Here is a 23011-nt window from a genome sequence, read left to right as displayed (position 1 = left end):
CCATGATGAACGCTCAGCAGCGCTTGTCGGTGAACTCCTGGTAGCCGTAGCTCGGGTCGCCGACCAGGTCGACGAACGTGCCCGACGCACGCGTGCACTGCGACAGCGTGTTCGTGCCCTTCGACCAGTTCTCCTGCTTGTTGCGCTGCCGCACCCCGCCGGCCGGGTTGGCGCCGTCCGGATAGATCGCCGTGAGGATCTCGAAGGACCGGCCCTTGCTGATGTACTGGTCCCACACGTACACGTACGCCCAGTTCTTCCCGCAGCCCTTGAACTGCTTCACCGAGGCCACGATCGAACTCGAGCTCGTACCGGTCTGGATGTAGGCCGTGCTCCCGATCTGCGTCACCGGACCACAGCCCGGCGCCGACTCCGCGTGCGCCATCCCCGGCGACAACACCGACAACGTCAGGGCCGCGGCCACCATCAGCGCGCGCTTCATCAGCACCTCTCCTCAGTCTTGGTGGTGTGCCAGTACGTCTCGCTGGACACGAAGTCGACCATCTGCCCGATCGCACGCGTGCACTGCGACAGGGTGTTCGTGCCCTCCGACCAGTTCTCCTGGCGGTTGCGCGGATACGTCCTGAGCCCGGCCTTCTGGCCGTCCGCCTCGACGTACACCTTCACCTGGAAGTCACCGACCCGGTCGACGAACGAGTCCCACACGTACACGTAGGCCCAGTTCTTGTTGCAGCCCTTGAACTGCTTCACCGACGCCCACGCCGACGAGGCGTTGCCACCGATGTAGGCGGTCTTGCCGATCTGCGTCACCGGACCGCAGCCCGGTGCGGACTCGGCGTGCGCCACCCCGGACGACAGCCCGGTCAGCGCCAGTGCGGCCACCGCCGCGACAGAAACGAATCTCACGCCCCGACGGTGCCCACCCCCGGTTAGTCAGCGGTAAATCACTCGAAGGTGTGGACTTCGGTCGACCACACCTGACGCACCGCCCGACCGATCAACCCGGCCAGATCCGGCGTCGTCGCCTCCAGCCGCCCACCCGCGACATCGGCGAACAACGACGCCACATCGCCCGCGAACGCCTCGGGTACACCCAGCGCGACCAGGCGTTTCGCGAACTCGTCCACAGGAAGGTCGACGTAGCGGATCTCCCGCCGGGCCACCGCCGACAGCCGTGCAGGCGTCGCGATCGGCACGCTTTACGGGCACTTCCCGAACCGACGGCACCGCGGGTCAGGCCGACCGGCTCGTCGACCTGACCGTGCGGGGCTTCAGTCCGCCGGAGCGAACGGCACCAGCACCACGGTGATGTTGTCGTGGCCGCCCGCGTCCAGGGCGACCTTCACGAACTCCTCGGGCCCGCACGGCAGCAGCGGCTGCAGGTCCTCGGGCTCCGGCCGGTAGTTGTGCAGGCCGTCCGAGCACAGCAGGAACACGCCCGGCGAGGTCGGCTTCAGCGTCACGACCTGCGGTTCCACCCGGCCCGCGTCCGCGCCGATCCACCGCGACAACACGTGCGCGCGACGGTCCGTGCGGGCCTGCTCCTCGGTCAGCACACCTTCCGCGACGAGCTGCGCGGCCCAGGTGTCGTCCGTGGTGAGCTGCTTGGAGCCCTCGTCGGACAGCCAGTAGGCGCGCGAGTCGCCGACCCAGCCGATCGTCACCGAGTTCTCCGTGACCAGCGCGGAGACGAACGTGCACGACGGCGCGACACCCCGGCCGCCCGCCTCCATCGGCTCCAGCTCGACCAGGTGCTCCACCGCGGAGCACGACGCGGCAACGGCATCGACCATGGCCTGCTCGGCGTCCGCGGTGTCGATCAGGGCGTTGAGCAGCACGTCCACCGCAGCGTCCGCAGCGGCCTGCGAGGCCTGCTCGGCGCGTTCGGAGGAGGCCACACCGTCGCAGACGACGGCGGCGACACCCTTGCCCGCGACGTGGCCGAACGCCATCGAGTCCTCGTTGCGCGCCCGCCGCTTGCCGCGGTCCGACACACCGGACACCGCGCCCAGCGCGTACTCGACCCGATCGCGCGCCGAGGGCTGGTGACGGCCGCACTGGGTGCAGTAGTCCTCGTCGTCGATGTCGGGCGACCCGCACAGGATGCACGAGGCCTGCGCGGGACCGGTCGGTCCGCCCAGCGGCGTGCGGCGGACCAGCAGGTTGCGTCCGCACGCCTCGCAGAACCGGTCCTCCGCCGCGACGGGCGCGAAGCACTCCGGGCACTTCAGGGTGTCCATCAAACCAACGTCCTAGGCCTTACCGCGTTCGCGCGGTCCACCAATGCGATCCGTTCCTCCGGCGTGGCCGCGAACCGGGCCAGCGTGCGATAGCGCGCCTCTAGACCCAGCCGAAGCTCGTGTTCGGAGAGTGCACAGTCCAGCACCTTGCCCTCGGCGGCCTGATTGCGGGTCACGTAGTCGTACGCCGCCTCCAGCACCTCGGCCGACAGCTGCGTGTGCGAATGGACGTCGATGTCCAAGGCGTGCAACCGTTCCCCGGCCGCGACCAGGTCCTCCGCGGCGCAGTCGCCGAGCTGCGCGCGCACCGCCGCGATCTGCGCCGCCAGATGTTGGGACGACGTGTCCGGCACCGACAACAGCACCTCGACCGCCCGTGCGCGGTCCCCGCACGCCAGCAGCACCCGCGCCAGCCCGAACGCCGCTGACACGTACGAGTGATCCGTGCGCCACACCAGCTCGTACCAGCCCGCCGCCGCCTTCAGCTCCCCGGTGGCCTCCGCGCACACGCCCAGCGCCAGCTTCGGGGCCGCCTCGCCCGGCACCGCCGAGCACACCGCGTCGAAGAACCCCAGCGCGTCGGAGGCCCGCCCGTCGGTGAGCGCCGCGAGGCCCCGGTACCAGTCCGGGCGCCAGTCCTCGGCCGGGTCGAGCTCCGGCTCGTCGAACATCGACGGCCCTGTGAGCGACTCCAGCTCCCGCATCGCCGCCTCGGTGTCACCGGACTCGATGAGCACTCGCACGATCCGCAGCCGCACCTCCACCGTGAACTCCGGCGCCTTGCGCAGCCCCTCCGGATCCGACGTCGTCGCCGTCGCCAGCCACGAGGCGGCCGCGTCGGAGGTGCTCACGCTCGGCGCCGGCAACGCCAGCGCCACCTCGGGCAGGTCGAGCGAGCCCTCCACGCCGAACCGGCGGCGTTCCGGCGTGAACTGCCGCGACAGGCCCGGCCTCGGCACGCCGTCCTCGATCGCCAGCACCTCGCGCAGCACGCCCGTGAGCTGCTCGGCCATGTCCTCGGCGGAGGAGAACCGCAGCTCGGGGTTCGGGTTCGTGGCGCGCAGCAGCAGCCGGTGGAACGACTCGAACCGGCCCAGCAGCGGCTCCTCGTCCACCGTCGGCAGCCGGTCCTTGCAGCGGCCGCGGAAGTCGAACGGGAAGCTCATCACCGCCAGCGCTCGCCCGACCGTGTAGATGTCGGAGAACACCGACGGGCCGATCGTGCCGATCTCGGGCGCCTGGTAGCCGATCGTGCCGTAGATGGGGGAGTGGTGGTCGTCGATGCGCCGCACCGCCCCGAGGTCGATCAGCTTGAGCTGCTCCTCGGTGTGGATCATGTTGTCCGGCTTGAAGTCGCAGTACAGCAGCCCCACGCCGTGCAGGTAGCCGACCGCGGGCAGGATCTCCAGGACGTAGGCGATGGCCTGCGCCAGGGGTAGCGCCTCGTCCCCGCGGCCCTCCCGGCGCCGGCGCGTGATCATGTCCTTGATGGACTCGCCGCCGACGTACTCCATCACGATGTACTCGACGCGCTTGTCGCTGTCGCGGCTCTCGTGCCGGATGAAGTTGTGGATCTTCACGATGTTCGGGTGCTCGACCTCGGCCAGGAACCGGCGTTCGGCCAGCGCCGCCGCCATCGCGTCCGCGTCACCGGAGTCGAGCAGGCCCTTGAGCACCACCCACCGGTCGCTCACCGCGTGGTCGAGCGCCAGGTACAGCCAGCCCAGGCCGCCGTGCGCCAGGCACCCCAGCACCTCGTACTGGTCGTGCAGCACCTCGCCGGGCGCGAGCTTGGGCGTGAACGAGTAGGCGTGCCCGCACTGCGGGCAGAACCCCTCCACCCGGCCCTGCTTGCCGTCCTTGCGCCGGCCGACCTTCTTGCCGCACTTCGAGCAGAACCGCTTCGCCTCCGGCACCTCCGGCTGCTCCAGCACGGCGGTCTTCGGATCCCGGTACGGCACCCGCGGCACCTCGACCAGCCCGGCACCCAGCCGGCCGCGGCTCATCGACCGCGCGCTGCCCCGCCGCGTGCGGCCGGAGTTCGACCGCGACACCTCCTGCGACGACGACCAGGGCGCGGTCCCCGGCGCCGTCGACGGCCCTGTCTCGGGCAGCTCAAGCTCGTCACTCATCCCGGCCCCCTAGTCCCGATAACGCGCGACGGGCGGCGTCGGTGCCGGACCCAGCGGCGTCAGCCACCGCCGGTAGATCCCGCCCCACGTGCCGTCGGCGCGCATCCGTTCCAGCACGCCGTTGACGAACCGGACCAGATCCTCCTGCCCCTTCGGCACGCCCACGCCGTACGACTCGTCGGTGAACCGCGACCCCACGACCTCGGTGTACGGGTCCTGCGCCGCCAGCCCCGCGAGGATCGTGTCATCGGTCGAGATCGCGTCGGCCTGCCCCTGCTGCAGCATCACCAGGCAGTCCGTCCAGTTCGGCACGCTCACCGTCGTCTTCACCCGGTTCACCACGTTGCCCAGCGACGTCGACCCCGACGCCACGCACACCCGCTTGTCCGCGAGGCCCTCCACGCCGGTGATGCCGGAGTTGCGGCGCACCAGCACCCGCTGTCCCGCCTGGTAGTAGACCTGCGAGAAGTCCACGTCCTTGAGCCGGTCGCAGGTGATCGTCATCGTGCGCACCACGACGTCGACCGCGCCGCTCTGCAGCATCGGGATCCGCTCGGCCGCCGTGACGACCTTGAACTGGACCTTCTTCTCGTCACCGAACACGGCCTTCGCGATCTGCCGCGCCACGTCGACGTCGAAGCCCTCGATCTCGCCGGTGAACGAGTTGCGGAACCCCATCAGGTACGAGTTCTGGTCCACCCCGGCGATCAACCGGCCGCGCTGCGCGATCTTCGCCATCGTCGAACCCGACGGCATCTGCCCGGCCGCGGGCAACGCGCCAGGTCGCAGGCTCGCCGTCGCGTCACACGACGGCGGCGGGTTCGCCGAACTGCTCGGCGCCGCGGAGACCGTGCTCGCGTTCGCCGGTTGCGGTGCCTCGGCGCTGCGCGGCACGACCTCGCTCGGCGGCGGACCCGCCGAACACGCTCCGAGCAGCATCAGCGCCGCCAACGCCAGTCGCCTCACCTGTACTCCTTGAGCCGCTGCCACAACCCCATCGCCGACCCCGCCGCGCCGATCAGCGCCAGCACCAGCACCCCGACCGCCGTGCCCGCCAATGACGCCCGCGCCACCGCCACCTCGTCGCTGAAGTCCTGCCGCGCCTCGCCGATCGCGCGCACCAGGGACTGGTCCAGCGAGTCGAAGTACGGGTTGCCGATCAACGCCACCGCGTCGCTGTACTGCCCGGCGTCGTCGGCCTCGCGGATGCGTTGATGGACCTGCTGCCACTGCCGGAACTGCCGCATCGCCTCGTCGACGGCCCCGGTGTTGCCCAGGCGCGCGGCCTGGTCGAGCAGCCCTTCGAGCCGTTCGGAGACCTCGACGAAGTTCTTCTCGTAGGTCTGACCCGCACCCCGTGCGACCAGCGTCAGCGTCTCCTCGCCGCGTGCGGTCAGGGTCGCGATCCGCGCCTGCGCCAGCACGTCGACCTTCTGCGAGGCCGCCCGCGAGTCGGACACGTTGTTCATGACCAGCACCGACACCGTCGTCACCCACAGCAGCGACACCACCGCCGCGCCCGTGGCCACCAGCAGGCCGACGTTGAGCAGCCGGTTCGTCCGGCGGGTCAGATACCGCTGGGTCAGCACGAGCGCGATCACGAACGCCAGCGCCACCCCGACCGAGCCCCAGGGGAAGTTCGCCTCGTCCTGCGCGCGCGACACCCGGTCCGTCTCCGCCCGGTACAGCTCCTGCGCCGCCGGCAGCAGTTGCGTGCGCATCAGCCCTGACGCCTCACGCAGATACGCCGCGCCTACGGGGAATCCCTGCCGGTTGTTCGTGCGCGCCGTCTCGATGAGTCCGGTGTAGACCGGCAGCTGCGCCGCGAGCGTCGCCGTCAGGTCGGGGGAGGAGGCCGTCGCCACCGACAGCGCCGCCTGTGCCTGCGCGATGTCCTTCTCGTAGCGTTCGCGCAGCTGGGAAGGCTCCAGCCCGCCAGACAGGAACGCGCTCGCCGCTGTCGCGTCCGCGTCCTGCAACGCCCGGTAGACCTCCTGTGCCGCGTGTGCGAGAGGCTCGGACCTGGTCGCCAGGTCCTCCAGCGCGCGCTCTTGGCGGTTCACGCTCCACGTCGACAGCCAGCCGCTCGCCAGGCTCGCCACCACCAGCACGACGACGATCAGGCTCAGGCGCCCCGGAGTCGACCGCGCCAGACCGGTGAAGCGGCGCACCAGCGCCTGCCGGGGCTGCGAGTCGATCACCACGAACGGGCCTCCCAGCGGTGAAGTTGATCGGCGTGGCGTAACTGTAGGCACCCAAGTGACACCGTGTGGGAATTAACGACGCATCCCGCAAGGTGTCACTCAGCAGTTACAGCCGACGCGACTCGATCAGCCGATTGACGCCGTCGAGGATCATCTCCAGACCGAACTCGAACGAGTGCTCCGGGCTGAACGCGCTCTGATGCACCTCGCCCACGGCGGCGCCCACGCGTGCCGCCACCGGGAAGCGGGCCGGGTCGAACACGGTCATCAGGACCGGCGCCGCCGCGTCCCACCACTGCTGATCGGTCAGGCCGGTCTCCTTCTCGGTCACCGCGGCCGCCGTCAGACCGCGCGCCGCGTTCTGCACGTGCCCGAGCACGAGGTTGAGCACCGAGTCCATCTCCACGTCCGACAGACCCACGCCCTCCAGGCCGCGCAGCTCGAAGTCGTACTTGGCCGCGACCTGCGGGCCCAGCACCGTGCGGGACGGCGCGACCTGCAACAACCACGGATGCCGCTGATAGAGCGCCAGGTTCTCCCGCGCCACGTACGCGAGGTGCTCCCGCCAGCCCTGGGCCGTCTCGCGCCCGGTCGCGGCCTGCACGGTGTCGACCATGACGTCGATCAGCTCGCCCTTGCCCGGCACGTAGGTGTAGAGCGACATCGTCCCCACGCCCAGCGACTCGGCGACGCGCCGCATCGACAGCGCCTTGAGCCCGTCCGCGTCGGCCAGCGCGATGCCCGCCTGCACGATCCGGTCCACGCTCAGGTCGGGCTTGCCCTTGCGCGACACGCGTTCCTGGGTGCGCCACAGCAACGCCAGCGTCCGCGCCGGGTCACCGCTGCCCGTGTGTTCGATCACGAACGCGACCCTACCGTACCGTATGGTGTACGGTACAGGGTATGTTCGTGCCTGCCGACCCGCCCAGATTCGGCCAGCTCCACGGAAGACCCCTGCTCGAAGCCCTACCGGACGTGCTGCACGACGACGGTTACTGGGGAGTGGCCGCCGCGACCGCGCTGGCCCTGGTCGCTCGCGGCCGGATCGTGCCCGGCGTGACGGCCGGGGGTCACGACACCTGGCGCGTCGGGCCGCTCGACCACGCCGACGAGCTCCACCTGCGTCAGCTCGCCGCGCACGGCGACTACGACGAACTCCGCGGGTTCCTCGACGCCGTCGCCGACACGCTGCCCCGCACCGGCGAGGGACCGTTCGCCGGCACCGAACCGCACGACGTCCCCGAGCTCAAGGCGTGGGCCGACGAACAGATCAAGATCTCCCTGCGCATCGAGACCACCGACGACCTGCGGTTCCGCGCGATCGTGCAGGTCCGCGCCATCACCGACCCCTACCCGCGGGACGTGCGCGGCTCCGGCCGCGAGCTCGACGCCATCAGGGCGATGGCCCGCGTCGACTGGCCGCCGCTGCAACGCCTGCTCGACCAGGCCGACCTCACCGACGGCGAGGTCACCGAACTCCTCGGCACCGACATCGAGGTCCACTGGCCCCGCGACCTCGCCACGACCCTGTCCGCCAGGGCCGTCATCGGCGACGCCGGCGGCCGGTTCCAGGCGGGCGACCTGCTCACGTTCGACTGGCGGCTCGCGCTCGGCGGCGAGGAACTGACCCAGGCCGAGATGGACCTCGTCGCCGAGGCGTCCCGGCCGATCGTGAAGCTGCGCGACCAGTGGGTGCTGGTCGACCCGAAGCTCAAGAAGAAGGCCCGCCAGCAACTCAAGCCGATCACCGCCGCTCAGGCCGTCACCGCCGCCCTCACCGGCGTGGCGATCATCGACGGGGAGCACGTCGAGGTCGCCCCGCACAGCCTCACCACGGCCATCGCGACGGTTCCGGAGTTCCCCCAGCCCGCGGCCCTGCAGGCGCAACTGCGCGACTACCAGTTGCACGGCCTGCGCTGGCTCGCCCACATGACCGGACTCGGACTGGGCGCGTGTCTCGCCGACGACATGGGCCTCGGCAAGACCATCACGCTCATCGCGCTGCACATTCACCGCGACCACGAACACCCGACGCTGGTCGTCTGCCCGGCGTCGTTGCTCGGCAACTGGGAACGCGAGATCCACCGCTTCGCTCCAGGGGTTTCCGTCACCCGCTACCACGGTCCACAGCGGACGCTAGCCACGCGCGGCGTCGTGCTCACCACCTACGGCACCATGCGCCTGGACGCCGAGGTGCTGCGCGAGCACGAGTGGGGCATGGTCGTCGCCGACGAGGCCCAGCACGTCAAGAACCCGCACTCCGGCACCGCCAAGGCACTGCGCTCGATCCCGGCCGCCACGCGCGTCGCGTTGTCCGGCACGCCCGTGGAGAACTCGCTGTCCGAACTCTGGGCCGTCCTGGACTGGACGACACCGGGACTGCTCGGCACGCACCGCGCGTTCCGCACCCGCTGGCCAGAACCCGACGACACCCTCGCCAAGGTCGTGCGGCCGTTCCTGCTGCGCCGCCGCAAGTCCGACCCCGGCGTCGCCCCCGAACTGCCCGCCAAGACCGAGACCGACCGGTACGTGTCGCTCAGCGTGGAGCAGGCGGCGCTGTACGAGGCGCTGACCAGGGAGACCCTCGACCAGATCGGCAACTCTGACGGCATGGCCCGGCGCGGTCTCGTGCTCAAGCTGCTGACGGGGCTCAAGCAGATCTGCAACCACCCGTCGCACTACCTCGGCCACGCCACGATGCAGGGCACCTCCGGCAAGCTCGACCTGCTCGACGAACTGCTGGACACGATCGTCGCTGAGGACGGCTCCGCGCTGATCTTCACCCAGTACGTCGGCATGGCCCGGCTGCTGGAGCAGCACATCAAGCAGCCGACCCTGTTCCTGCACGGCGGCACGCCCGTGCCCCAGCGCGAACAGATGGTCGACGACTTCCAGAACGGCCGCGCGCCCGTCTTCCTGCTGTCGTTGAAGGCCGCGGGCACCGGCCTCAACCTCACCCGCGCCGACCACGTCATCCACTTCGACCGCTGGTGGAACCCCGCCGTCGAGGACCAGGCCACCGACCGCGCCTACCGCATCGGCCAGACCCGGCCCGTCCAGGTGCACAAGCTCGTCACCGAAGGCACCGTGGAGGAACGCATCGCCGCGCTCCTGCAGGACAAACGCGACCTCGCCGACGCCGTCCTGCACGGGGGAGAGTCCGCGTTCACCGAACTCACCGACGCCGAACTCGCCGAACTCGTCCAGCTCAGGAGCGCCCAGTGACCGCCCGCGGATTCGCCGCGTTCCCCAAGGTGAAACGCCGCGTCGCCACCACGTGGTGGGGCAAGGCCTGGGTGAAGGCCCTCGAGGACACCGCGCTCAACACCACCCTGATCCGCCTCGGCCGCCGCTACGCCCACGCCGGCGTCGTCGGCCCCATCACCGTCAGCCCCGGCCGCCTGCACGCCCAAGTGCACGACGACGACACCGTCTACAGCACGACGGTCAGCGTCCCGGCGTTGTCCGAAGTCCAATGGGGACGGTTCCTCGACCGCGTCGCCGAACACTCCGGCCACATCGCCGCCCTGCTGGACAACGACATGCCCCGCGACCTCGTCCTCGCCGCCGAAGAGTCCGGTGTGGACCTGCTGCCCGGCATCGGCGACCTCGAACCCGACTGCGACTGCGACAGCTGGGAACTCACCTGCCGTCACGCCGCCGCGCTGGCGTTCCAGGTCGGCTGGCTGCTCGACGCCGACCCGTTCGTGCTCCTGCTGCTCAAGGGAAAACCGGAACAGGAACTCCTCGACGCACTCCGCGAGCGCGTCGCCGGTCCCGTCGGCACCAGAACACCTGTGGTGGTTTCCGCTGAAGTTGCAGGTCAGCTGCCCGCTCGTCCGTTGGTTCCCGCCACCACACCTGTGGTGCTCGCGGTCGAACCGCCACCCGGCTTCGAGGCCGCGGAACTCGTGGCACTGATGGAGATCGCCGCATCCAGGGCACGCGCGCTGCTGCGTTCGGGCACTCTCGAAGGGTGATCACCGAGAAGCAGAAGATGACGACCGGACTGCTGTACAAGGACTCCGACCCCGAACTGGTGGCGGAACGCCTTGCCGCGCAGCAGTTGGTGGACGAGTTCAACGCCACCCGCTCCGGTTCGGTCATCTCTCGGCTCTTCGGCTCCATCGGTGAGGGCTCGTGGGTCATGCCGCGGTTCCAGTGCGACTACGGCTACCAGATCCACATGGGCTCCAACAGCTTCCTCAACTACGACGCCATCCTCATGGACTGCGCCACCATCACCATCGGCGACGACGTCTCCATCGGCCCCCGCGCCCAGTTGCTGACCGCCCTGCACCCCATCGAGGACCACGAGGCCCGCCGCCGGCGCTTCGAGTCCGCCGCACCGATCACCATCGGCGACAACGTGTGGCTCGGCGGCGGCGTCATCGTCTGCGCCGGTGTCACGATCGGCGCGGACGCCGTCATCGGAGCCGGTAGCGTCGTCACGCGCGACATCCCGCCGCGCGTGCTCGCCGTCGGCAATCCCTGCAAGGTGATCCGTGAGCTATGACAAGCGCACCACCGAGCCGTTGGTCCTGCTCGGCCTGACCGTCGCCGCCCTGATCGCGTCGGGCATCGGCCCGTACGACCGCGCGACCTGGTACCTCGAAGTGGCACCCGTCGTGATCGGTGGCGGTGTGCTGATCGCGACCTACCGGCGCTTCCCGTTGACGCCGCTGCTGTACCGGCTGATCTTCCTGCACGCGCTGGTCCTGATCCTGGGCGGCCACTACACCTACGCGCGGGTGCCGGTCGGGTTCTGGGTGCAGGACCTGCTCGACCTGGCGCGCAACCACTACGACCGGTTCGCCCACTTCGTGCAGGGGTTCGTGCCGGCCGTGCTCGCGCGCGAGATCCTGCTGCGGAGGACTCCGCTCCGGCCTGGCGGATGGTTGTTCTTCCTCGTTGTGTGCGTGTGTCTGGCGTTCAGCGCTACCTATGAGTTGGGGGAGTGGCTGGCGGCGGTTCTGGGCGGGTCGGCGGCGGATGAGTTCCTCGGGACTCAGGGCGACGTGTGGGACACGCAGTGGGACATGTTCATGGCTCTACTGGGGGCTTTGACCGCGCAGTTGGCGTTGGGGCGGGTGCACGACCGGGAACTGGCTCGTGTCCGCTGAGCAGGCCATCGCGCACGTCGCCGCCCGCTCGTCCGGCGGATCGATGCCGCGCGACCTGCGCGTGACGCTCAACTTCCACCCAGGTCGCGGCGTCCTGGCGAAGCTCGCGCAGGAGGGCGTCTACCGCTCCCAGTTCGAGACCGGCACCAGCAACGGCGGCCTCACCGCCCACCCCGGCGGCGCCCGCTGGGACTGGGAGAGCCGCCTCTTCGGCGGCGCCTACGACCACGCGAACCCCGCCGACCGGCCCAAGTACGGCGCGCTCGACCACCGGAAATCGCCGTTCGGTGGCGCACCGCGGTTCGGCTCCGCCCACCTGCGCCTCAGGGAAGACGTGCTCGACCGCACGACGTTCTGCTACCCGGACAGCGTCTTCGACCCGGTCCACTTCGGAACCGCGCAACGCTTCGCCCTGATCGAACGCGCAGACGCCGACGACCGCGACACCCTCGACAACTACATCGAGGCCCACGTCCACGGCCCCGTCACGCTCGACGACGTCGAAGCACTCGTGCTGGACCCGACCTTCCCCGAAGTCGACCTGCCCTGCCCGGTCGAACGGCACCCCGGGTTCCGGCTGTCCACCCAGGACCTGGTGCGCCACGCGAACTACCGCACGCCCGAGTCCGTCGCACTAGGACTGGAAATCGCGCAGGACGGGTTCATCGACCCGCACGTCCTGGAAGCCGCCGAGGCGCCACCGCAGGTCGTGAAGCACCTGTGGCACCACCTCGCGAGGTTCGGTCACCCCAGGTAGATCGACGCCAACGCGCGCACCGCCGCCGTGACCTGCTCGCGCAGCTCCTCCGGCTCCAGCACCTCGACCTCGCCGCCCATCCGCAGCAACATCCCCGTCGCGTGCCCGAGGGACTCGATCGGGATCGTCACCCGGACGCCCTCGCCGTCGTCCACAGCGGACTCCTCGGCCGCCCGCGCCACCACCGGCAGCACGTTCGACGAGAACGACTCCCAGCCCCGCGCCGACAGCCTGATGACCGCCGAACCCGTGTACTGCCGCGATTGGAACTCCTCCAACGACGCCACCCAGTGCACCGCGAGATCGAACCCGGCCGGCCGCTCGAACGACTCGTCCAGCACGGCGGCCGCCTGGATCTGCGACACCCGGTACGTGGAGATCCGCGTGCTGCCCTGCGCGACCAGGTACCAGCGGCCCGCCTTCAGCACGAGACCCAACGGCCGCAGCACGCGCGTGACGTCCTCCGGCGCGCGCCACCGCCGATAACTGACCTCCAGCAGCCGCTCGCGCCACACCGCGTCCGCCACCAGCCCCAGGAACGGCGAACGCTCAGGGTCGTAGTACCAGGCAGGCGCGTCGAGGTGGAACCGCGTAGCCATGTGGGAGGCCCGGTCGCGCATCGACGACGGCAACGCCGCCATCAGCTTGAGCTGCGCCGCCGACACCGCGTCCCCGAGCCCCAGGTCCGCCGCCGCACCCGGCAGCCCGGCCAGGAACAGCGACTCCGCCTCCTGCGCGGTCAGCCCGGTCAGCCGCGTGCGGTAGCCGTCGAGCAACTGGTAGCCGCCGGACGGGCCCGCGTCGCCGTACAGCGGCACCCCGGCCGCGTGCAGCGACTCCACGTCGCGGTAGATCGTGCGGACCGACACCTCCAGCTCGTCGGCCAGCGCCTGCGCCGTCATCCGGCCCTTGGCCTGCAGAAGGAGCAGCACGGACACCAACCGGCTCGCACGCACGCGGATACACTGACACACCCTGTCAGGGTTAGCTCATACGTTCGACCTATGGCTTTCTACGAGAAGGAGCTGGCGGTCAGGGAACCGCTGGTCGTCGCGGGCAGGCACGTCAAGCGCTACGAGGTGGTCACTCCCGGACTGGAGATCACCGACGACATCCGCGCGGCCGCCTACGCGTTCCTGCCCAAGATCTACCCGGACTTCGATGACCCGACCCCGCCCGCCACGGTCACCGTCCTGCACCGCAGCTCCGCCGGCATGTACCTCAACGCCTACAACTGGGTCTGGGACAACGTCCTGCACTGCCGCACCGCCGTGTCCGGCGACCAGCCGTTCCTCGGCTCGACCGACCCGGACCTCACGCACTTCACGGTCATCCCGAAGGACCTCATCGGCTGCGTCTGGGAGCTTCCGCCGCTGGCCCACGAGCGCACCGCGTGGGTGCGGCACGTGCTGGAACCGGACACGCCCGACTTCGAGGGCTACCTCGCCGACGTGATGGCCGAGGGCCTGGTGGGCCGATGAGGCAGGACTGGCAGGGGGCGCCTTCCCGCTGAAAACGGGTGGACGGCGGCGTTAGGTTCGCAGGCATGACCACTCCGGAATCCGTTGTGCGCGCGTTGGCCGAACCCACGAGGCTGCGGGCGTTCGCCGCCGTCGTCCTCGGCGCGGGCACGCTGGCCGACATCGCCGCCGCCTCCGGACTGAAGGTCAAGGACGCCGGCACCGCGCTCATCAAGCTCCGCGAGGCCGGGCTGGTCGAAGGGGAACCGGCCCGGCCCGCCGATCTCAAACCGCTCGCGGCCACGCTCACCGAGGCGATGCCCGCGGACGGGCTCGCGCCGTTCGTCAGAGGCGACAAGCTCGTCTCGTTGCCCGTGGCCCACGAACGGCGCCGCAAGATCCTCGAGCACGTCGCCTCGCACGCCTTCACCGCGCGGACCTACTACGAGGAGAAGGAGATCAACGAGCGGCTGAAAGCCTGGTGCGACGGGGGAGAGCTCGACCACGTCACAATCCGCCGCTATCTGGTCGACTTCGGTCTGCTGGAACGCGGAGGCGGCATGTACCAGGCTCAACCCCTCCCAATGTAGGGCATCGCCGTCGCCATCACGGTCATGAACTGCACGTTGGCGTTGAGCGGCAACTGAGCCTGGTAGAGCACGGCATCGGCCACGTGCTGCACGTCGAACGTCGGCTCGGGCTTCACCTCGAAGTTCGCCTGCAGCACGCCGGCGCCCATCCGCTCGGTCATCTCCGTCGCGGCGTTGCCGATGTCGATCTGCCCGCACGCGATGCCACAAGCGCGGCCTTCCAGCGACAACGACTTGGTCAGCCCGGTCATCGCGTGCTTGGTCGCGTTGTAGGCCACCGCGTGCGGGCGTGGCACCGACGCCGAGATCGAGCCGTTGTTGATGATCCGGCCGCCGCCGTGGGTCTTCATCACCCTGAACGCCTCGCGGGCGCACAGGAAAGCGCCCGTCAGGTTCACGCCGACGACCTTCTCCCACGCACTCAACGAGAACTCCTCGATCGGCGTCGCGCGCACGTTCATCCCTGCGTTGTTGAACAGCACGTCCACGCGGCCGAAGCGCGCGACCACCGCCTGGAACAACGCGACGACCGAGTCCTCTTGCGACACATCGGTGGGCACGACGAGAGCGGAACCGGGAAAGCCCTCTCCGGTCTCGACCAACGCGTCCTCGCGCCTGCCTGCAAGGGCGACCTGGAATCCCGCCGCCAGCAGGGTTCGCGCCGCCGCGCGCCCCACCCCGGAACCCGCTCCCGTCACGACCGCGACTGCCATCGGTGATCTCCCCTCGATCCAGCGATTGCCCGAAGTGTCCCCTGTGGAGTACTTACAGGTGTGGAGTGTGAAGAGGACACCTGCCTGCTGTGCGCAGGGTCCGGAACGATGTCGTGGCAACAACCCGTTCCCGGTCCGGAAGGCCTTGTGCTGCACGAGATGTCGCACCCGTGCCCGCGCGGGTGCTCCGGCTGGTGGAGGCTTCCGCACGGGGAAAGCAGAGGCATCGTCGCAGGCAATGTCGCACGCGCCAACGAGATTCCGGCCGGACCGTCCACCCAGGCTTGATCACCGAGCGTGAACGGTGGGGGTCACCCATTATTGCCGGGAGGGTCCCTGCTTGGCGGCTGCCCCCACTCGGAGTAGAAGCGGACACTGTTCTTCTGTGAAGGAGTGCAGCCGTTGCCTTGGTTCTGGACTCAACGAGGACCGGACCGCCTGCCGGGTCTGCGGGGGACTGGGACAGGTCCCCGACAGATAGGTGTCGCTGAGCCCTATTTCTTCGTCATCAAGGTCGGGCCGAGGATCCGGCGGGCCAACCGCCGGGTCCGCGACTTGGACTGACGATCCTGCGCCGCGGTGGTCGCCGCCGGTGCGGGGGCCGGCGGAGCGACCGCCGCGGGAGCGGGTGTCACCGGAGCGGGCGTCACCGGGGAAACTCCGGGAATCGTCGCCGCGTCCTGCACGGGGATCGTGATCTTCGCGAACACCTGGGTCTCCGCCTCGACATTGCCGGGCTGCTTCTGCTCGATCGGCACGGCGAAGATCTTGCCATCGGTGTCATTCACGCCTCGAATGAGGGGCGGCTCCCCGGCGTCGAGTGACGCGCGTCACGCAGCACACTGGGCCGTGACGGCCCCAGGCGGAGTGTGATGACTGAGACGACCGAGCGTGCGAACGTCGGGCCGCCCGACACGCGCCTCTGGGAGCAGATCGCGAAAGGCGACCACGCCGCGTTCACCGAGCTCTTCGAACGCCACGCCGAAGCGGTCTGGAACTACGCCTACCGGCTGACGGCCTCCTGGTCGCAGGCCGAGGACCTGCTCTCCGCGACGTTCCTGACCGCGTGGCGCAAACGCGGCGACGCCCAGCTGGTGCGCGACTCTGCGCTGCCGTGGCTCTACACGGTGACCGCGAACCGGGCCCGCACCGAGTGGCGGGCCTCGCGCAGAGCCCTGCGGCTGGTCACGAAGCTGACGCCGCAGGACGAACGCGACCACGCCGACGACGTCGCCGCCCGCACCGACGCCCAACGCCGCCTCGCCGCCGTGGTGGCCGCGATCGCGAAGCTGCCGGCCTCCGAACGCGAGATCGCCCAGCTCTGCCTGCTGGGCGACATGTCCACCGCCGACGCCGCCGCGCTCCTCGGCATCACCGAGTCGAGCGTCCGCGCCCGCGTCTCCCGCACCCGCGCCCGGCTGCGCGACCTGACCCCCGAGGACACCCCGTGATCGACCAGCTGCCCGAACACCGCGCACTGCCCGACGACGTCCGCATGCGCGCCCGTCAGCGTCTCTCCGAAGGCATGCACCCCGCCGCCCGCAACGGCAGGCCGATCCTGATCGCCGCGGGCGTGAGCATGCTCGCCGCCGGCGCCGTCTTCGCCAGCCAGACACTGCTCGGCAGCTCAGCCGACGTCGCCGAACCGCCCGTGCAGCACAACGGCGAGTTCGTCGGCAAGGACCGCGGGATCGTCAACCACGTCGAACGCGACAAGGTCGACCCCGACGTGCTGGCCCGCTGCGCCGCGGCGGCCACGGCCCACACGCCCGCCTCCGAATGGACGCCGATGGCGACCAGCCACAAGAACGGCACGGTGCTCACCGCGTTCCGCACGGCGGCCGGCGTCTTCTTCTGCGCGAACACCGCGACCACGACGACGATCTCCGCGCCGAACCCCGCCGTGCCCGAGGGGCGGCGCCAGGTGGAGATCCTCTTCATCACGCCGACCGGCGCCATGGCGGGCATCGTCTCGGGCGACGTGAAGTTCCTGAGCCTGTCCCGGATCGCCGCCTCCGGCGAGAACAACACGCTGCCCGCCCTCGTGGACGGCCTGTTCCTCGCGCCCAGCGGCTTCCAGAGGGCGGAAACCGGCACGAAAGCACTGGTCAACGGCGAGGAGTTCGCCGTGCGGGGAGTTCCGAAGCCCACCGCGTCCGTCGTGGACCGCCCACTGCCGCCGGTGGCACGCGACACGGCGGAGGCCCAGCGGTTCGGCGCCTGCCTGAAGGACAGGGCGGTCCCGGACCCCGGCCAGTTCGCGCACGGCCTCACGGCCAAGGTCAGCGCCACCGACACGATGATCACCGGCCGGTTCGGCGACCTGCTGTTCTACTGCCGTGACGCCGACAACGACCCGTCGCCCGGCACGGTGTTCGACCTGGACGACCTGACCGAGTACCGCGGCCAGACCATCGCGGGGATGACGGCGTTCTACGACTTCAAGCCGTACAAGGTGAACGAACAGGGGGAGTACTACGACGGCGGCAGCACCAGCGCCGCGGCCATCGGCCTGGTCCTCGACCCTCGGGTCGCCTCGATCACCTACACGAGTCCCGGCGCGGCCGACGTGCCCGCGACGCTGGGCAACGGCACGTTCGTGCTGGCCGCGAAGCTGCTCGACCGCCATCCGGAGGCCCGCGTGGTCGTGCGCGACGCCGCCGGGAACGTACTCGAGACGATCACGCCGCAGAACCCGTCGTAGACAGGTTGGTTAGCATGGCGAAGTGACTGTGCAGGCGGCTCCGGCCGGGTACAAGTGGATCGCGCTGTCCAACACCACGCTGGGCATGCTCATCGCCACGATCAACTCCTCCATCGTGCTGATCGCGTTGCCCGACATCTTCAAGGGCATCGCGATCAACCCGCTCGACCCGGCCAACACCGGCTACCTGCTGTGGATGATCATGGGTTTCCTGGTCGTCACGGCGGTGCTGGTGGTCAGCTTCGGGCGGCTGGGGGACATGTACGGCCGGGCCCGCATGTACAACCTGGGGTTCGCGATCTTCATCTAATGGTTTGTCGGCGGAATCCCGGCCATTCACGGCCGGGAGGAAGTCGATGCTCCGACGCCGACCGAACACGCGTTCGATAGGGTCGTCTGTGTGAAGCTGGTGGTGCAGGTGAAGCTGCTGCCGACGCCCGTCCAGGCGGCGGCGCTGGCGGCGACCCTGCATGCCTGCAACGAGGCTGCGGACTACACATCGAGGGTGGCGTTCGAGCGGAACGTGAAGTCCCGTAACGAGTTGCAGAAGCTCTGCTACCACGACGTCAAGGATCGGTTCGGTCTGTCGGCACAGCCTGCGGTGCGGGTGGTGAAGAAAGTCGTCGATGCCTACGCCACCCTGCAGGCCGCGATCAGGGCTGGAAACCTCGGCGGAGAGAAGTCCCGGCGCCGCGTCAAGGCCGGGTCGAAGCCGATCTCGTTTCGCCGGTGGGCGGCGCAGCCGTTCGACGACCGCTGCCTGTCGTGGCAGCTGGACGCGCGAACGGTCAGCATCTGGACGGCCATGGGCAGGGTGAAGGACCTCCGGTTCGCCTGCTCGCCGGACCAGCTGATGACACTGCGTGCTCACCGTCAGGGCGAGTCGGACCTGCTGTTCCGCGACGGCATGTGGTTTCTGATCGCCACCTGCGAGGTGCCCGAGCCGGAGGTGTTCGAGCCCGCCGACTGGATCGGTGTCGACCGGGGTATCACCAACCTGGCCACCACCTCGGACCTGGACAACTTCCAGGGCCGCCGCCTGCAGCGGTACCGCCGCTGGCACGCCCGCAAACGCGCCGAGTTGCAGGCCAGGCGCACCAAGTCCGCCCACCGTCGCCTGAAGAAGCGAGCCCGCAAAGAGGCTCGGCACGCGACGCACGTCAACCACCGTATCGCCAAGGACATCGTGGCTGTTGCCGAACGCACTGGCCGTGGTATCGCCCTGGAGGAACTCCACGGCATCCGCGACCGGGTACGGCTGCACCGGCACCAGCGAGCCACCCAGTCCTCGTGGCCGTTCCACCAGCTCGAACAGCACATCACCTACAAAGCCCGCCGGTCCGGTGTGCCGGTGCTGCTGGTGGACGCCCGCTACACCTCGCAAATGTGCCCCAGGTGCAAGCACACGTCCCGTTCGAACCGGCCCACCAGGGACCGGTTCTCGTGTCGCCGGTGCGGTCTCGCTGGACCCGCCGACGTCGTCGCCGCCGTGAACATCCGTGATCGGGCACGGCGCGCGTGGGTACTTGTCAACGTGCCCTTACCCGCTGCCGCCTGAGCAGTTGCAGGTAGATGCGGCCCGCACACCACAACCAGTGGCGGACGAGGAACGCGACTCGGCTTGAAGAAACCGGGCGCAAGCTCGGCCCCTTCAGAGGCGAGAAGTTGACGTTCTCCTCGGTGATGCTCGCGATCACCTGGTTCGGCGGTGACGCCGCCGCGCTGTGGCTGATCGGCTGGCGGATCGTGCAGGGCGTCGGCGGGGCGTTCCTGATGGCGAACTCCTCGGCGATCCTGGCCGACGCCTTCCCGGTCACCCAGCGCGGCATGGCCCTGGGCATCAACGGCGTGGCGGCGATCGCGGGGTCGTTCCTCGGCCTCGTGGTCGGCGGCCTGCTGGCGCCGGTCAACTGGAACCTGATCTTCATCGTGTCCGTGCCGTTCGGCCTGTTCGGCACGGTCTGGGCGTACCTGAAGCTGCACGACACCGGCGAACGCCGTCACGCCGAGATGGACTGGTGGGGCAACATCACCTTCGGCGTCGGCCTGATCGTGCTGCTGGTCGGGATCACCTACGGCATCCAGCCGCACGGCACCTCCCAGACCGGCTGGACCAGCCCGTTCGTGCTGACCTGCCTCATCGGCGGGCTCGCGGTGCTGGCGGCGTTCGTCGTGATCGAGCACCGCGTGCCCAACCCGCTGTTCGACCTGCGCCTGTTCCGGCTGCCGTCCTTCACGTGGGGCAACATCGCGAACTTCGCCTCGGCGCTCGGACGCGGCGGGCTGCAGTTCATCCTGATCATCTGGCTGCAGGGCATCTGGCTGCCGCTGCACGGCTACTCCTACGAGGAGACGCCGCTGTGGGCCGGCATCTACATGCTGCCGATGACCGTCGGGTTCCTGCTCGCCGCGCCCACCGCCGGCATCCTGTCCGACCGCCTGGGCAGCAGGGCGCTCGCGTTCGCGGGCAACGTGCTCACCGCGGTGACGTTCGCGCTGCTCATCGCCCTGCCCGTCGACTTCCCGTACTGGGAGTTCGCGCTGATCCTGGTGTTCACCGGCATCGGCATGGGCATGTTCTCCTCGCCCAACCGCGCAGAGGTCATGAACTCGTTGCCCGCCAACGCCCGCGGCTCGGGCAGCGGCATGATGACCACCTTCCAGAACACCGCGATGGTGCTGTCGATCGGGTTCTTCTTCAGCCTGATCATCGTCGGGTTCTCCCAGTCCCTGCCCGGCGCGATGCGCACCGGCCTGGTCGAGCACGGCGTCGCTCCGGCCGCCGCGGCCCAGGTCGCGGCACTGCCCGCGGTGGCCGTGCTGTTCGCGGCGTTCCTCGGCTACAACCCCATCCAGCAGCTGCTCGGCGACCAGCTCGCGACGCTGCCGCCGGACCAGGCCGCGTTCCTCACCGGACGCGGGTTCTTCCCGAGCCTGATCTCCGGGCCGTTCGCCCAGGGCCTCGCGATCGCGTTCGGCTTCGCCATCGTGCTGTGCCTGCTGGCCGCGATCGCCTCGCTCAAGTGCGGCACGATCTCCTCGTGGAAACGCAACGACTGACGCTGCGCCCGCTCGCCGAGTCCGACGTGGACTCACTGCGCGCGCTGCACGCCGACCCCGAGGTCATGCGGTACCTCGATCCGGCCCCGGTCGAGCACTACCTCGGCGACAGCTTCCTCGCGGCCCGCGAGAAGGACAGCGGTCGGTTCGTCGGCTGGTTCGAGTTCAAGGGAACCGACGAGGTCGAGCTCGGCTACCGGCTGCACCGCGAGTTCTGGGGCCTCGGCTACGCCACCGAGGGCGGGAAGGCCCTGATCGAACGCGGGTTCGCCACGGGCGGAGTGCGGCGCGTCGTCGCCACCACGATGTTCGTCAACGCCGGATCGCGGCGCGTGATGGAGAAGTGCGGGCTGCGGCACGTCCGCACGTTCCACGTCGACTTCCCCGATCCGTTGCCCGGCGCGGAATACGGAGAGGTCGAGTACGCGCTGACAAAAGAAGAGTGGCAACGAGTTCAGGGGGAAGGCCATGTGGCAGACGGAATTGCTTGATTTGGACGCGTACTTCGCGCGCACGGGGACCTCGGCGTCGAGTTCGCTGACGGAGTTGCACGAAGCGCACGTGCGCGCCATTCCGTTCGAGAACATCGACGTGTTACTCGGCCATGTGCCGTCACTCGACCTCGGCGACATCCAGGACAAGATGGTCCGACGCCGCCGCGGCGGCTACTGCTTCGAACACCAGCTGCTGTTCACGGCCGTGCTGGAGCGTCTCGGGCACACCGTCGGCAGGCAGATGAGCCGCGTGAAGACCGGCCCGCGCACGCACTTCATGTCCATCGTCGACGACCAGCTCATCGACGTCGGGTTCGGCGCCGGAATGCTGCACCCGATGCCGCTGGTCGACGGCGCGATCGTGGACCAGGCCGGATGGCCGCACCGGCTGCGCCGCGAGGACAACCGCTGGGTGCTGGAGAAGCAGACGGCGGACGGCTGGGAGCGGCAGCACGCGTTCGAGACCGACGTCGAACAGCTGCCCGTCGACTACATGGCCTCCAACTACTACGTCGCCACGCACGAGCGGTCGCCGTTCAGCCGCCAGCTCGTCGTCATGCGTCTCGAACCGGGCCTGAGCCGCCGTCTGGTCGGAATGACGCTCACCGTCGAGCACGCCGGTGAGAAACCTGAGAATTCTCAGGTAGACGACCTCGGAAAAACACTGGAATCGCTGGACATCACGCTTACCGACAGGGAGCTGAGTCACATCAGCTCAACTCTGGGAACAACCGAGGGGCCGCGTTCGTAATACCAGGTGTAGGGATCGCAATTCGGAGGTGTTGGAAATGACCACCGCGACTCCGTTCGCCACGGGAGCAAATTCCACGGGCGTCAACGCACTGCCCACTCCGCCCACCGGCTGGCCCATTGGTTCCTACGGGACCTACGAAGAGGCCCAGCGGGCCGTGGACCACCTGGCGGACAACGACTTCCCGGTCGCGGACGTCACCATCGTCGGCGTCGAGCCGATGATCGTCGAACGCGTGACCGGCCGCCTGACCTGGGGCCGCGTCCTCGGCGCGGGCGCCGCGTCGGGTGCCTGGTTCGGTCTGTTCGTGGGTCTGCTGCTCGGTTTCTTCTCGACCGGCGGCGCCCTCGCCCCGATCATCGCGGGTCTCGTCTTCGGTACGGTCTTCGGCCTCGCGAGCGCGGCCGTGCGCTACAAGGCGACCGGCGGCCGTCGCGACTTCGCCTCGGTCACCCAGCTCGTAGGTGGCCGCTACGACGTGCTCAGCGCCCCGCGCAGCGCCGAACGCGGCAAGGAAATGCTCGCGACGCTGGCCTGGCGTTCCTGACCACCCGCCTGGCAGCCTGACATCCGTTCCCGCCACGAGGAAACGCCGTCCCGAAGATCGGGGCGGCGTTTCCGCTTTACTGGCGGCATGTCCACCCTGGGGGAGATCGTCGCGCGGCCCTCGGAAGTCGGGGTGTACTGGCTCTACCCGGTGATCGCGGCGGTCGTGTGCCGGCGCCGTCCGGGCTGCGCGTCGCCGAAGGCAGTGGCTACTGCGGTTCCGGCAACTGCTCGCGCGAGGTGACCGCGATCGGGGACCGCGCTCCTGACGTGATG

General features: G+C 69.5%; 26 protein-coding genes and 1 pseudogene. 16 read left to right on the top strand and 11 right to left on the bottom strand.

Translation table 11 applies throughout. The features are described from left to right. Window positions 1–13: 13 nt before the first annotated feature. The 8 genes from OG205_RS09060 to OG205_RS09025 all read right to left on the bottom strand — a co-directional run bounded on the left by OG205_RS09060 (window position 14) and on the right by OG205_RS09025 (window position 7399). Window positions 14–442 (bottom strand): hypothetical protein, encoded by a 429-nt coding sequence (locus tag OG205_RS09060; protein WP_330275800.1) that lies wholly within the window; start codon window positions 440–442, stop codon window positions 14–16. Beyond that, window positions 442–867, bottom strand: coding sequence for a hypothetical protein (locus OG205_RS09055; RefSeq protein WP_330275799.1), 426 nt, complete (start codon window positions 865–867; stop codon window positions 442–444). The genes OG205_RS09060 and OG205_RS09055 overlap by 1 nt, the downstream gene beginning before the upstream one ends. Before the next feature lie 38 nt (window positions 868–905). Then, entirely contained in the window at window positions 906–1157 is a 252-nt protein-coding gene (locus OG205_RS09050) for a hypothetical protein (protein ID WP_330275798.1), read from the bottom strand. A gap of 75 nt (window positions 1158–1232) precedes the next feature. After that, a complete protein-coding gene (locus tag OG205_RS09045) occupies window positions 1233–2201 on the bottom strand; it encodes a PP2C family serine/threonine-protein phosphatase (RefSeq protein ID WP_330275797.1) in 969 nt (322 codons plus the stop codon). Next, window positions 2201–4333, bottom strand: coding sequence for a serine/threonine-protein kinase (locus OG205_RS09040; protein WP_330275796.1), 2133 nt, complete (start codon window positions 4331–4333; stop codon window positions 2201–2203). The genes OG205_RS09045 and OG205_RS09040 overlap by 1 nt, the downstream gene beginning before the upstream one ends. Before the next feature lie 9 nt (window positions 4334–4342). After that, window positions 4343–5299, bottom strand: coding sequence for a glutamate ABC transporter substrate-binding protein (locus OG205_RS09035; RefSeq protein WP_330275795.1), 957 nt, complete (start codon window positions 5297–5299; stop codon window positions 4343–4345). Next, a complete protein-coding gene (locus OG205_RS09030) occupies window positions 5296–6537 on the bottom strand; it encodes a hypothetical protein (RefSeq protein WP_330275794.1) in 1242 nt (413 codons plus the stop codon). The genes OG205_RS09035 and OG205_RS09030 overlap by 4 nt, the downstream gene beginning before the upstream one ends. 106 nt (window positions 6538–6643) lie before the next feature. Next, complete coding sequence (locus OG205_RS09025; RefSeq protein ID WP_330275793.1) at window positions 6644–7399, bottom strand: TetR/AcrR family transcriptional regulator; 756 nt, start codon at window positions 7397–7399, stop codon at window positions 6644–6646. A 41-nt stretch (window positions 7400–7440) separates the two neighbouring features. Between OG205_RS09025 and OG205_RS09020 the strand changes: the two genes are divergently transcribed. From OG205_RS09020 to OG205_RS09000, 5 genes are read left to right on the top strand one after another with little or no spacing between them, the layout of a single operon-like run. Next, window positions 7441–9762: a DEAD/DEAH box helicase gene (locus OG205_RS09020; RefSeq protein ID WP_330275792.1), complete on the top strand. Its 2322-nt coding sequence runs from the start codon at window positions 7441–7443 to the stop codon at window positions 9760–9762. Then, the gene (locus tag OG205_RS09015) at window positions 9759–10517 is read left to right on the top strand and encodes an SWIM zinc finger family protein (protein ID WP_330275791.1); all 759 of its coding nucleotides are present in this window, start codon (window positions 9759–9761) and stop codon (window positions 10515–10517) included. Before OG205_RS09020 ends, OG205_RS09015 begins: the two co-directional genes overlap by 4 nt. After that, window positions 10514–11053, top strand: coding sequence for a sugar O-acetyltransferase (locus OG205_RS09010; RefSeq protein ID WP_330275790.1), 540 nt, complete (start codon window positions 10514–10516; stop codon window positions 11051–11053). Before OG205_RS09015 ends, OG205_RS09010 begins: the two co-directional genes overlap by 4 nt. Next, window positions 11043–11660, top strand: a complete 618-nt coding sequence (locus OG205_RS09005) for a DUF2238 domain-containing protein (protein ID WP_330275789.1) — start codon at window positions 11043–11045, stop codon at window positions 11658–11660. Before OG205_RS09010 ends, OG205_RS09005 begins: the two co-directional genes overlap by 11 nt. Then, entirely contained in the window at window positions 11650–12417 is a 768-nt protein-coding gene (locus OG205_RS09000) for a DUF3626 domain-containing protein (protein WP_442916772.1), read from the top strand. The genes OG205_RS09005 and OG205_RS09000 overlap by 11 nt, the downstream gene beginning before the upstream one ends. Here OG205_RS09000 and OG205_RS08995 read toward each other — a convergent pair. After that, the gene (locus OG205_RS08995; RefSeq protein WP_330275788.1) at window positions 12405–13373 is read right to left on the bottom strand and encodes a helix-turn-helix transcriptional regulator; all 969 of its coding nucleotides are present in this window, start codon (window positions 13371–13373) and stop codon (window positions 12405–12407) included. The genes OG205_RS09000 and OG205_RS08995 overlap by 13 nt on opposite strands. Before the next feature lie 48 nt (window positions 13374–13421). Here OG205_RS08995 and OG205_RS08990 point away from each other — a divergent pair, with 48 nt between their 5' ends. Together OG205_RS08990 and OG205_RS08985 are read left to right on the top strand one after the other, a co-directional pair. Continuing rightward, window positions 13422–13898 carry a hypothetical protein gene (locus tag OG205_RS08990; RefSeq protein ID WP_330275787.1) on the top strand — a complete coding sequence of 159 codons (477 nt, stop codon included), beginning with the start codon at window positions 13422–13424 and terminating at the stop codon, window positions 13896–13898. 65 nt (window positions 13899–13963) lie between these two features. Further along, the gene (locus OG205_RS08985) at window positions 13964–14467 is read left to right on the top strand and encodes a DUF2087 domain-containing protein (protein WP_330275786.1); all 504 of its coding nucleotides are present in this window, start codon (window positions 13964–13966) and stop codon (window positions 14465–14467) included. On the opposite strand, the gene OG205_RS08980 is transcribed toward OG205_RS08985, so the two are convergent. Both OG205_RS08980 and OG205_RS08975 read right to left on the bottom strand, forming a co-directional pair. After that, window positions 14449–15180 (bottom strand): SDR family oxidoreductase, encoded by a 732-nt coding sequence (locus tag OG205_RS08980; RefSeq protein ID WP_330275785.1) that lies wholly within the window; start codon window positions 15178–15180, stop codon window positions 14449–14451. The two genes, OG205_RS08985 and OG205_RS08980, sit on opposite strands and share 19 nt — an antisense overlap. A gap of 494 nt (window positions 15181–15674) precedes the next feature. Continuing rightward, window positions 15675–15968: a hypothetical protein gene (locus tag OG205_RS08975; protein WP_330275784.1), complete on the bottom strand. Its 294-nt coding sequence runs from the start codon at window positions 15966–15968 to the stop codon at window positions 15675–15677. A gap of 84 nt (window positions 15969–16052) precedes the next feature. Here OG205_RS08975 and OG205_RS08970 point away from each other — a divergent pair, with 84 nt between their 5' ends. From OG205_RS08970 to OG205_RS08930, 9 genes and pseudogenes are all read left to right on the top strand, one after another. Further along, window positions 16053–16631, top strand: coding sequence for an RNA polymerase sigma factor (locus OG205_RS08970; RefSeq protein ID WP_330275783.1), 579 nt, complete (start codon window positions 16053–16055; stop codon window positions 16629–16631). Then, complete coding sequence (locus tag OG205_RS08965; RefSeq protein WP_330275782.1) at window positions 16628–17884, top strand: hypothetical protein; 1257 nt, start codon at window positions 16628–16630, stop codon at window positions 17882–17884. Before OG205_RS08970 ends, OG205_RS08965 begins: the two co-directional genes overlap by 4 nt. A gap of 85 nt (window positions 17885–17969) precedes the next feature. Next, window positions 17970–18188: pseudogene (locus tag OG205_RS08960) on the top strand (MFS transporter); the annotation flags it as partial. 96 nt (window positions 18189–18284) lie between these two features. Further along, complete coding sequence (locus tag OG205_RS08955; protein WP_330275781.1) at window positions 18285–19442, top strand: RNA-guided endonuclease InsQ/TnpB family protein; 1158 nt, start codon at window positions 18285–18287, stop codon at window positions 19440–19442. A 125-nt stretch (window positions 19443–19567) separates the two neighbouring features. Beyond that, window positions 19568–20944 (top strand): MFS transporter, encoded by a 1377-nt coding sequence (locus tag OG205_RS08950; RefSeq protein WP_330278132.1) that lies wholly within the window; start codon window positions 19568–19570, stop codon window positions 20942–20944. Beyond that, complete coding sequence (locus tag OG205_RS08945) at window positions 20926–21435, top strand: GNAT family N-acetyltransferase (RefSeq protein WP_330275780.1); 510 nt, start codon at window positions 20926–20928, stop codon at window positions 21433–21435. The genes OG205_RS08950 and OG205_RS08945 overlap by 19 nt, the downstream gene beginning before the upstream one ends. After that, complete coding sequence (locus OG205_RS08940) at window positions 21413–22189, top strand: arylamine N-acetyltransferase family protein (protein ID WP_330275779.1); 777 nt, start codon at window positions 21413–21415, stop codon at window positions 22187–22189. The genes OG205_RS08945 and OG205_RS08940 overlap by 23 nt, the downstream gene beginning before the upstream one ends. Window positions 22190–22226: 37 nt before the next feature. Beyond that, window positions 22227–22736 (top strand): general stress protein, encoded by a 510-nt coding sequence (locus OG205_RS08935; protein ID WP_330275778.1) that lies wholly within the window; start codon window positions 22227–22229, stop codon window positions 22734–22736. An 87-nt stretch (window positions 22737–22823) separates the two neighbouring features. Continuing rightward, a complete protein-coding gene (locus OG205_RS08930) occupies window positions 22824–22979 on the top strand; it encodes a hypothetical protein (RefSeq protein WP_330275777.1) in 156 nt (51 codons plus the stop codon). The last annotated feature ends 32 nt before the right edge of the window (window positions 22980–23011 follow it).

The sequence above is a fragment of the Lentzea sp. NBC_00516 genome (assembly GCF_036346835.1).
GTDB lineage: Bacteria > Actinomycetota > Actinomycetes > Mycobacteriales > Pseudonocardiaceae > Lentzea > Lentzea sokolovensis.
The sequence above is the reverse complement of the archived record's forward strand: the minus strand, read 5'-3'. Positions and strand labels throughout refer to the sequence as shown.

Coding starts and splice junctions, on each gene's coding strand:
- OG205_RS08980 (WP_330275785.1), bottom strand. CDS start 15,180: ATGGCAGTCGCGGTCGTGACGGGAGCGGGTTCCGGGGTGGGGCGCGCG.
- OG205_RS09020 (WP_330275792.1), top strand. CDS start 7,441: ATGTTCGTGCCTGCCGACCCGCCCAGATTCGGCCAGCTCCACGGAAGA.
- OG205_RS08950 (WP_330278132.1), top strand. CDS start 19,568: ATGCTCGCGATCACCTGGTTCGGCGGTGACGCCGCCGCGCTGTGGCTG.
- OG205_RS09040 (WP_330275796.1), bottom strand. CDS start 4,333: ATGAGTGACGAGCTTGAGCTGCCCGAGACAGGGCCGTCGACGGCGCCG.
- OG205_RS08990 (WP_330275787.1), top strand. CDS start 13,422: ATGGCTTTCTACGAGAAGGAGCTGGCGGTCAGGGAACCGCTGGTCGTC.
- OG205_RS09045 (WP_330275797.1), bottom strand. CDS start 2,201: ATGGACACCCTGAAGTGCCCGGAGTGCTTCGCGCCCGTCGCGGCGGAG.
- OG205_RS08970 (WP_330275783.1), top strand. CDS start 16,053: ATGACTGAGACGACCGAGCGTGCGAACGTCGGGCCGCCCGACACGCGC.
- OG205_RS08935 (WP_330275778.1), top strand. CDS start 22,227: ATGACCACCGCGACTCCGTTCGCCACGGGAGCAAATTCCACGGGCGTC.
- OG205_RS08985 (WP_330275786.1), top strand. CDS start 13,964: ATGACCACTCCGGAATCCGTTGTGCGCGCGTTGGCCGAACCCACGAGG.
- OG205_RS08930 (WP_330275777.1), top strand. CDS start 22,824: ATGTCCACCCTGGGGGAGATCGTCGCGCGGCCCTCGGAAGTCGGGGTG.
- OG205_RS08940 (WP_330275779.1), top strand. CDS start 21,413: ATGTGGCAGACGGAATTGCTTGATTTGGACGCGTACTTCGCGCGCACG.
- OG205_RS09060 (WP_330275800.1), bottom strand. CDS start 442: ATGAAGCGCGCGCTGATGGTGGCCGCGGCCCTGACGTTGTCGGTGTTG.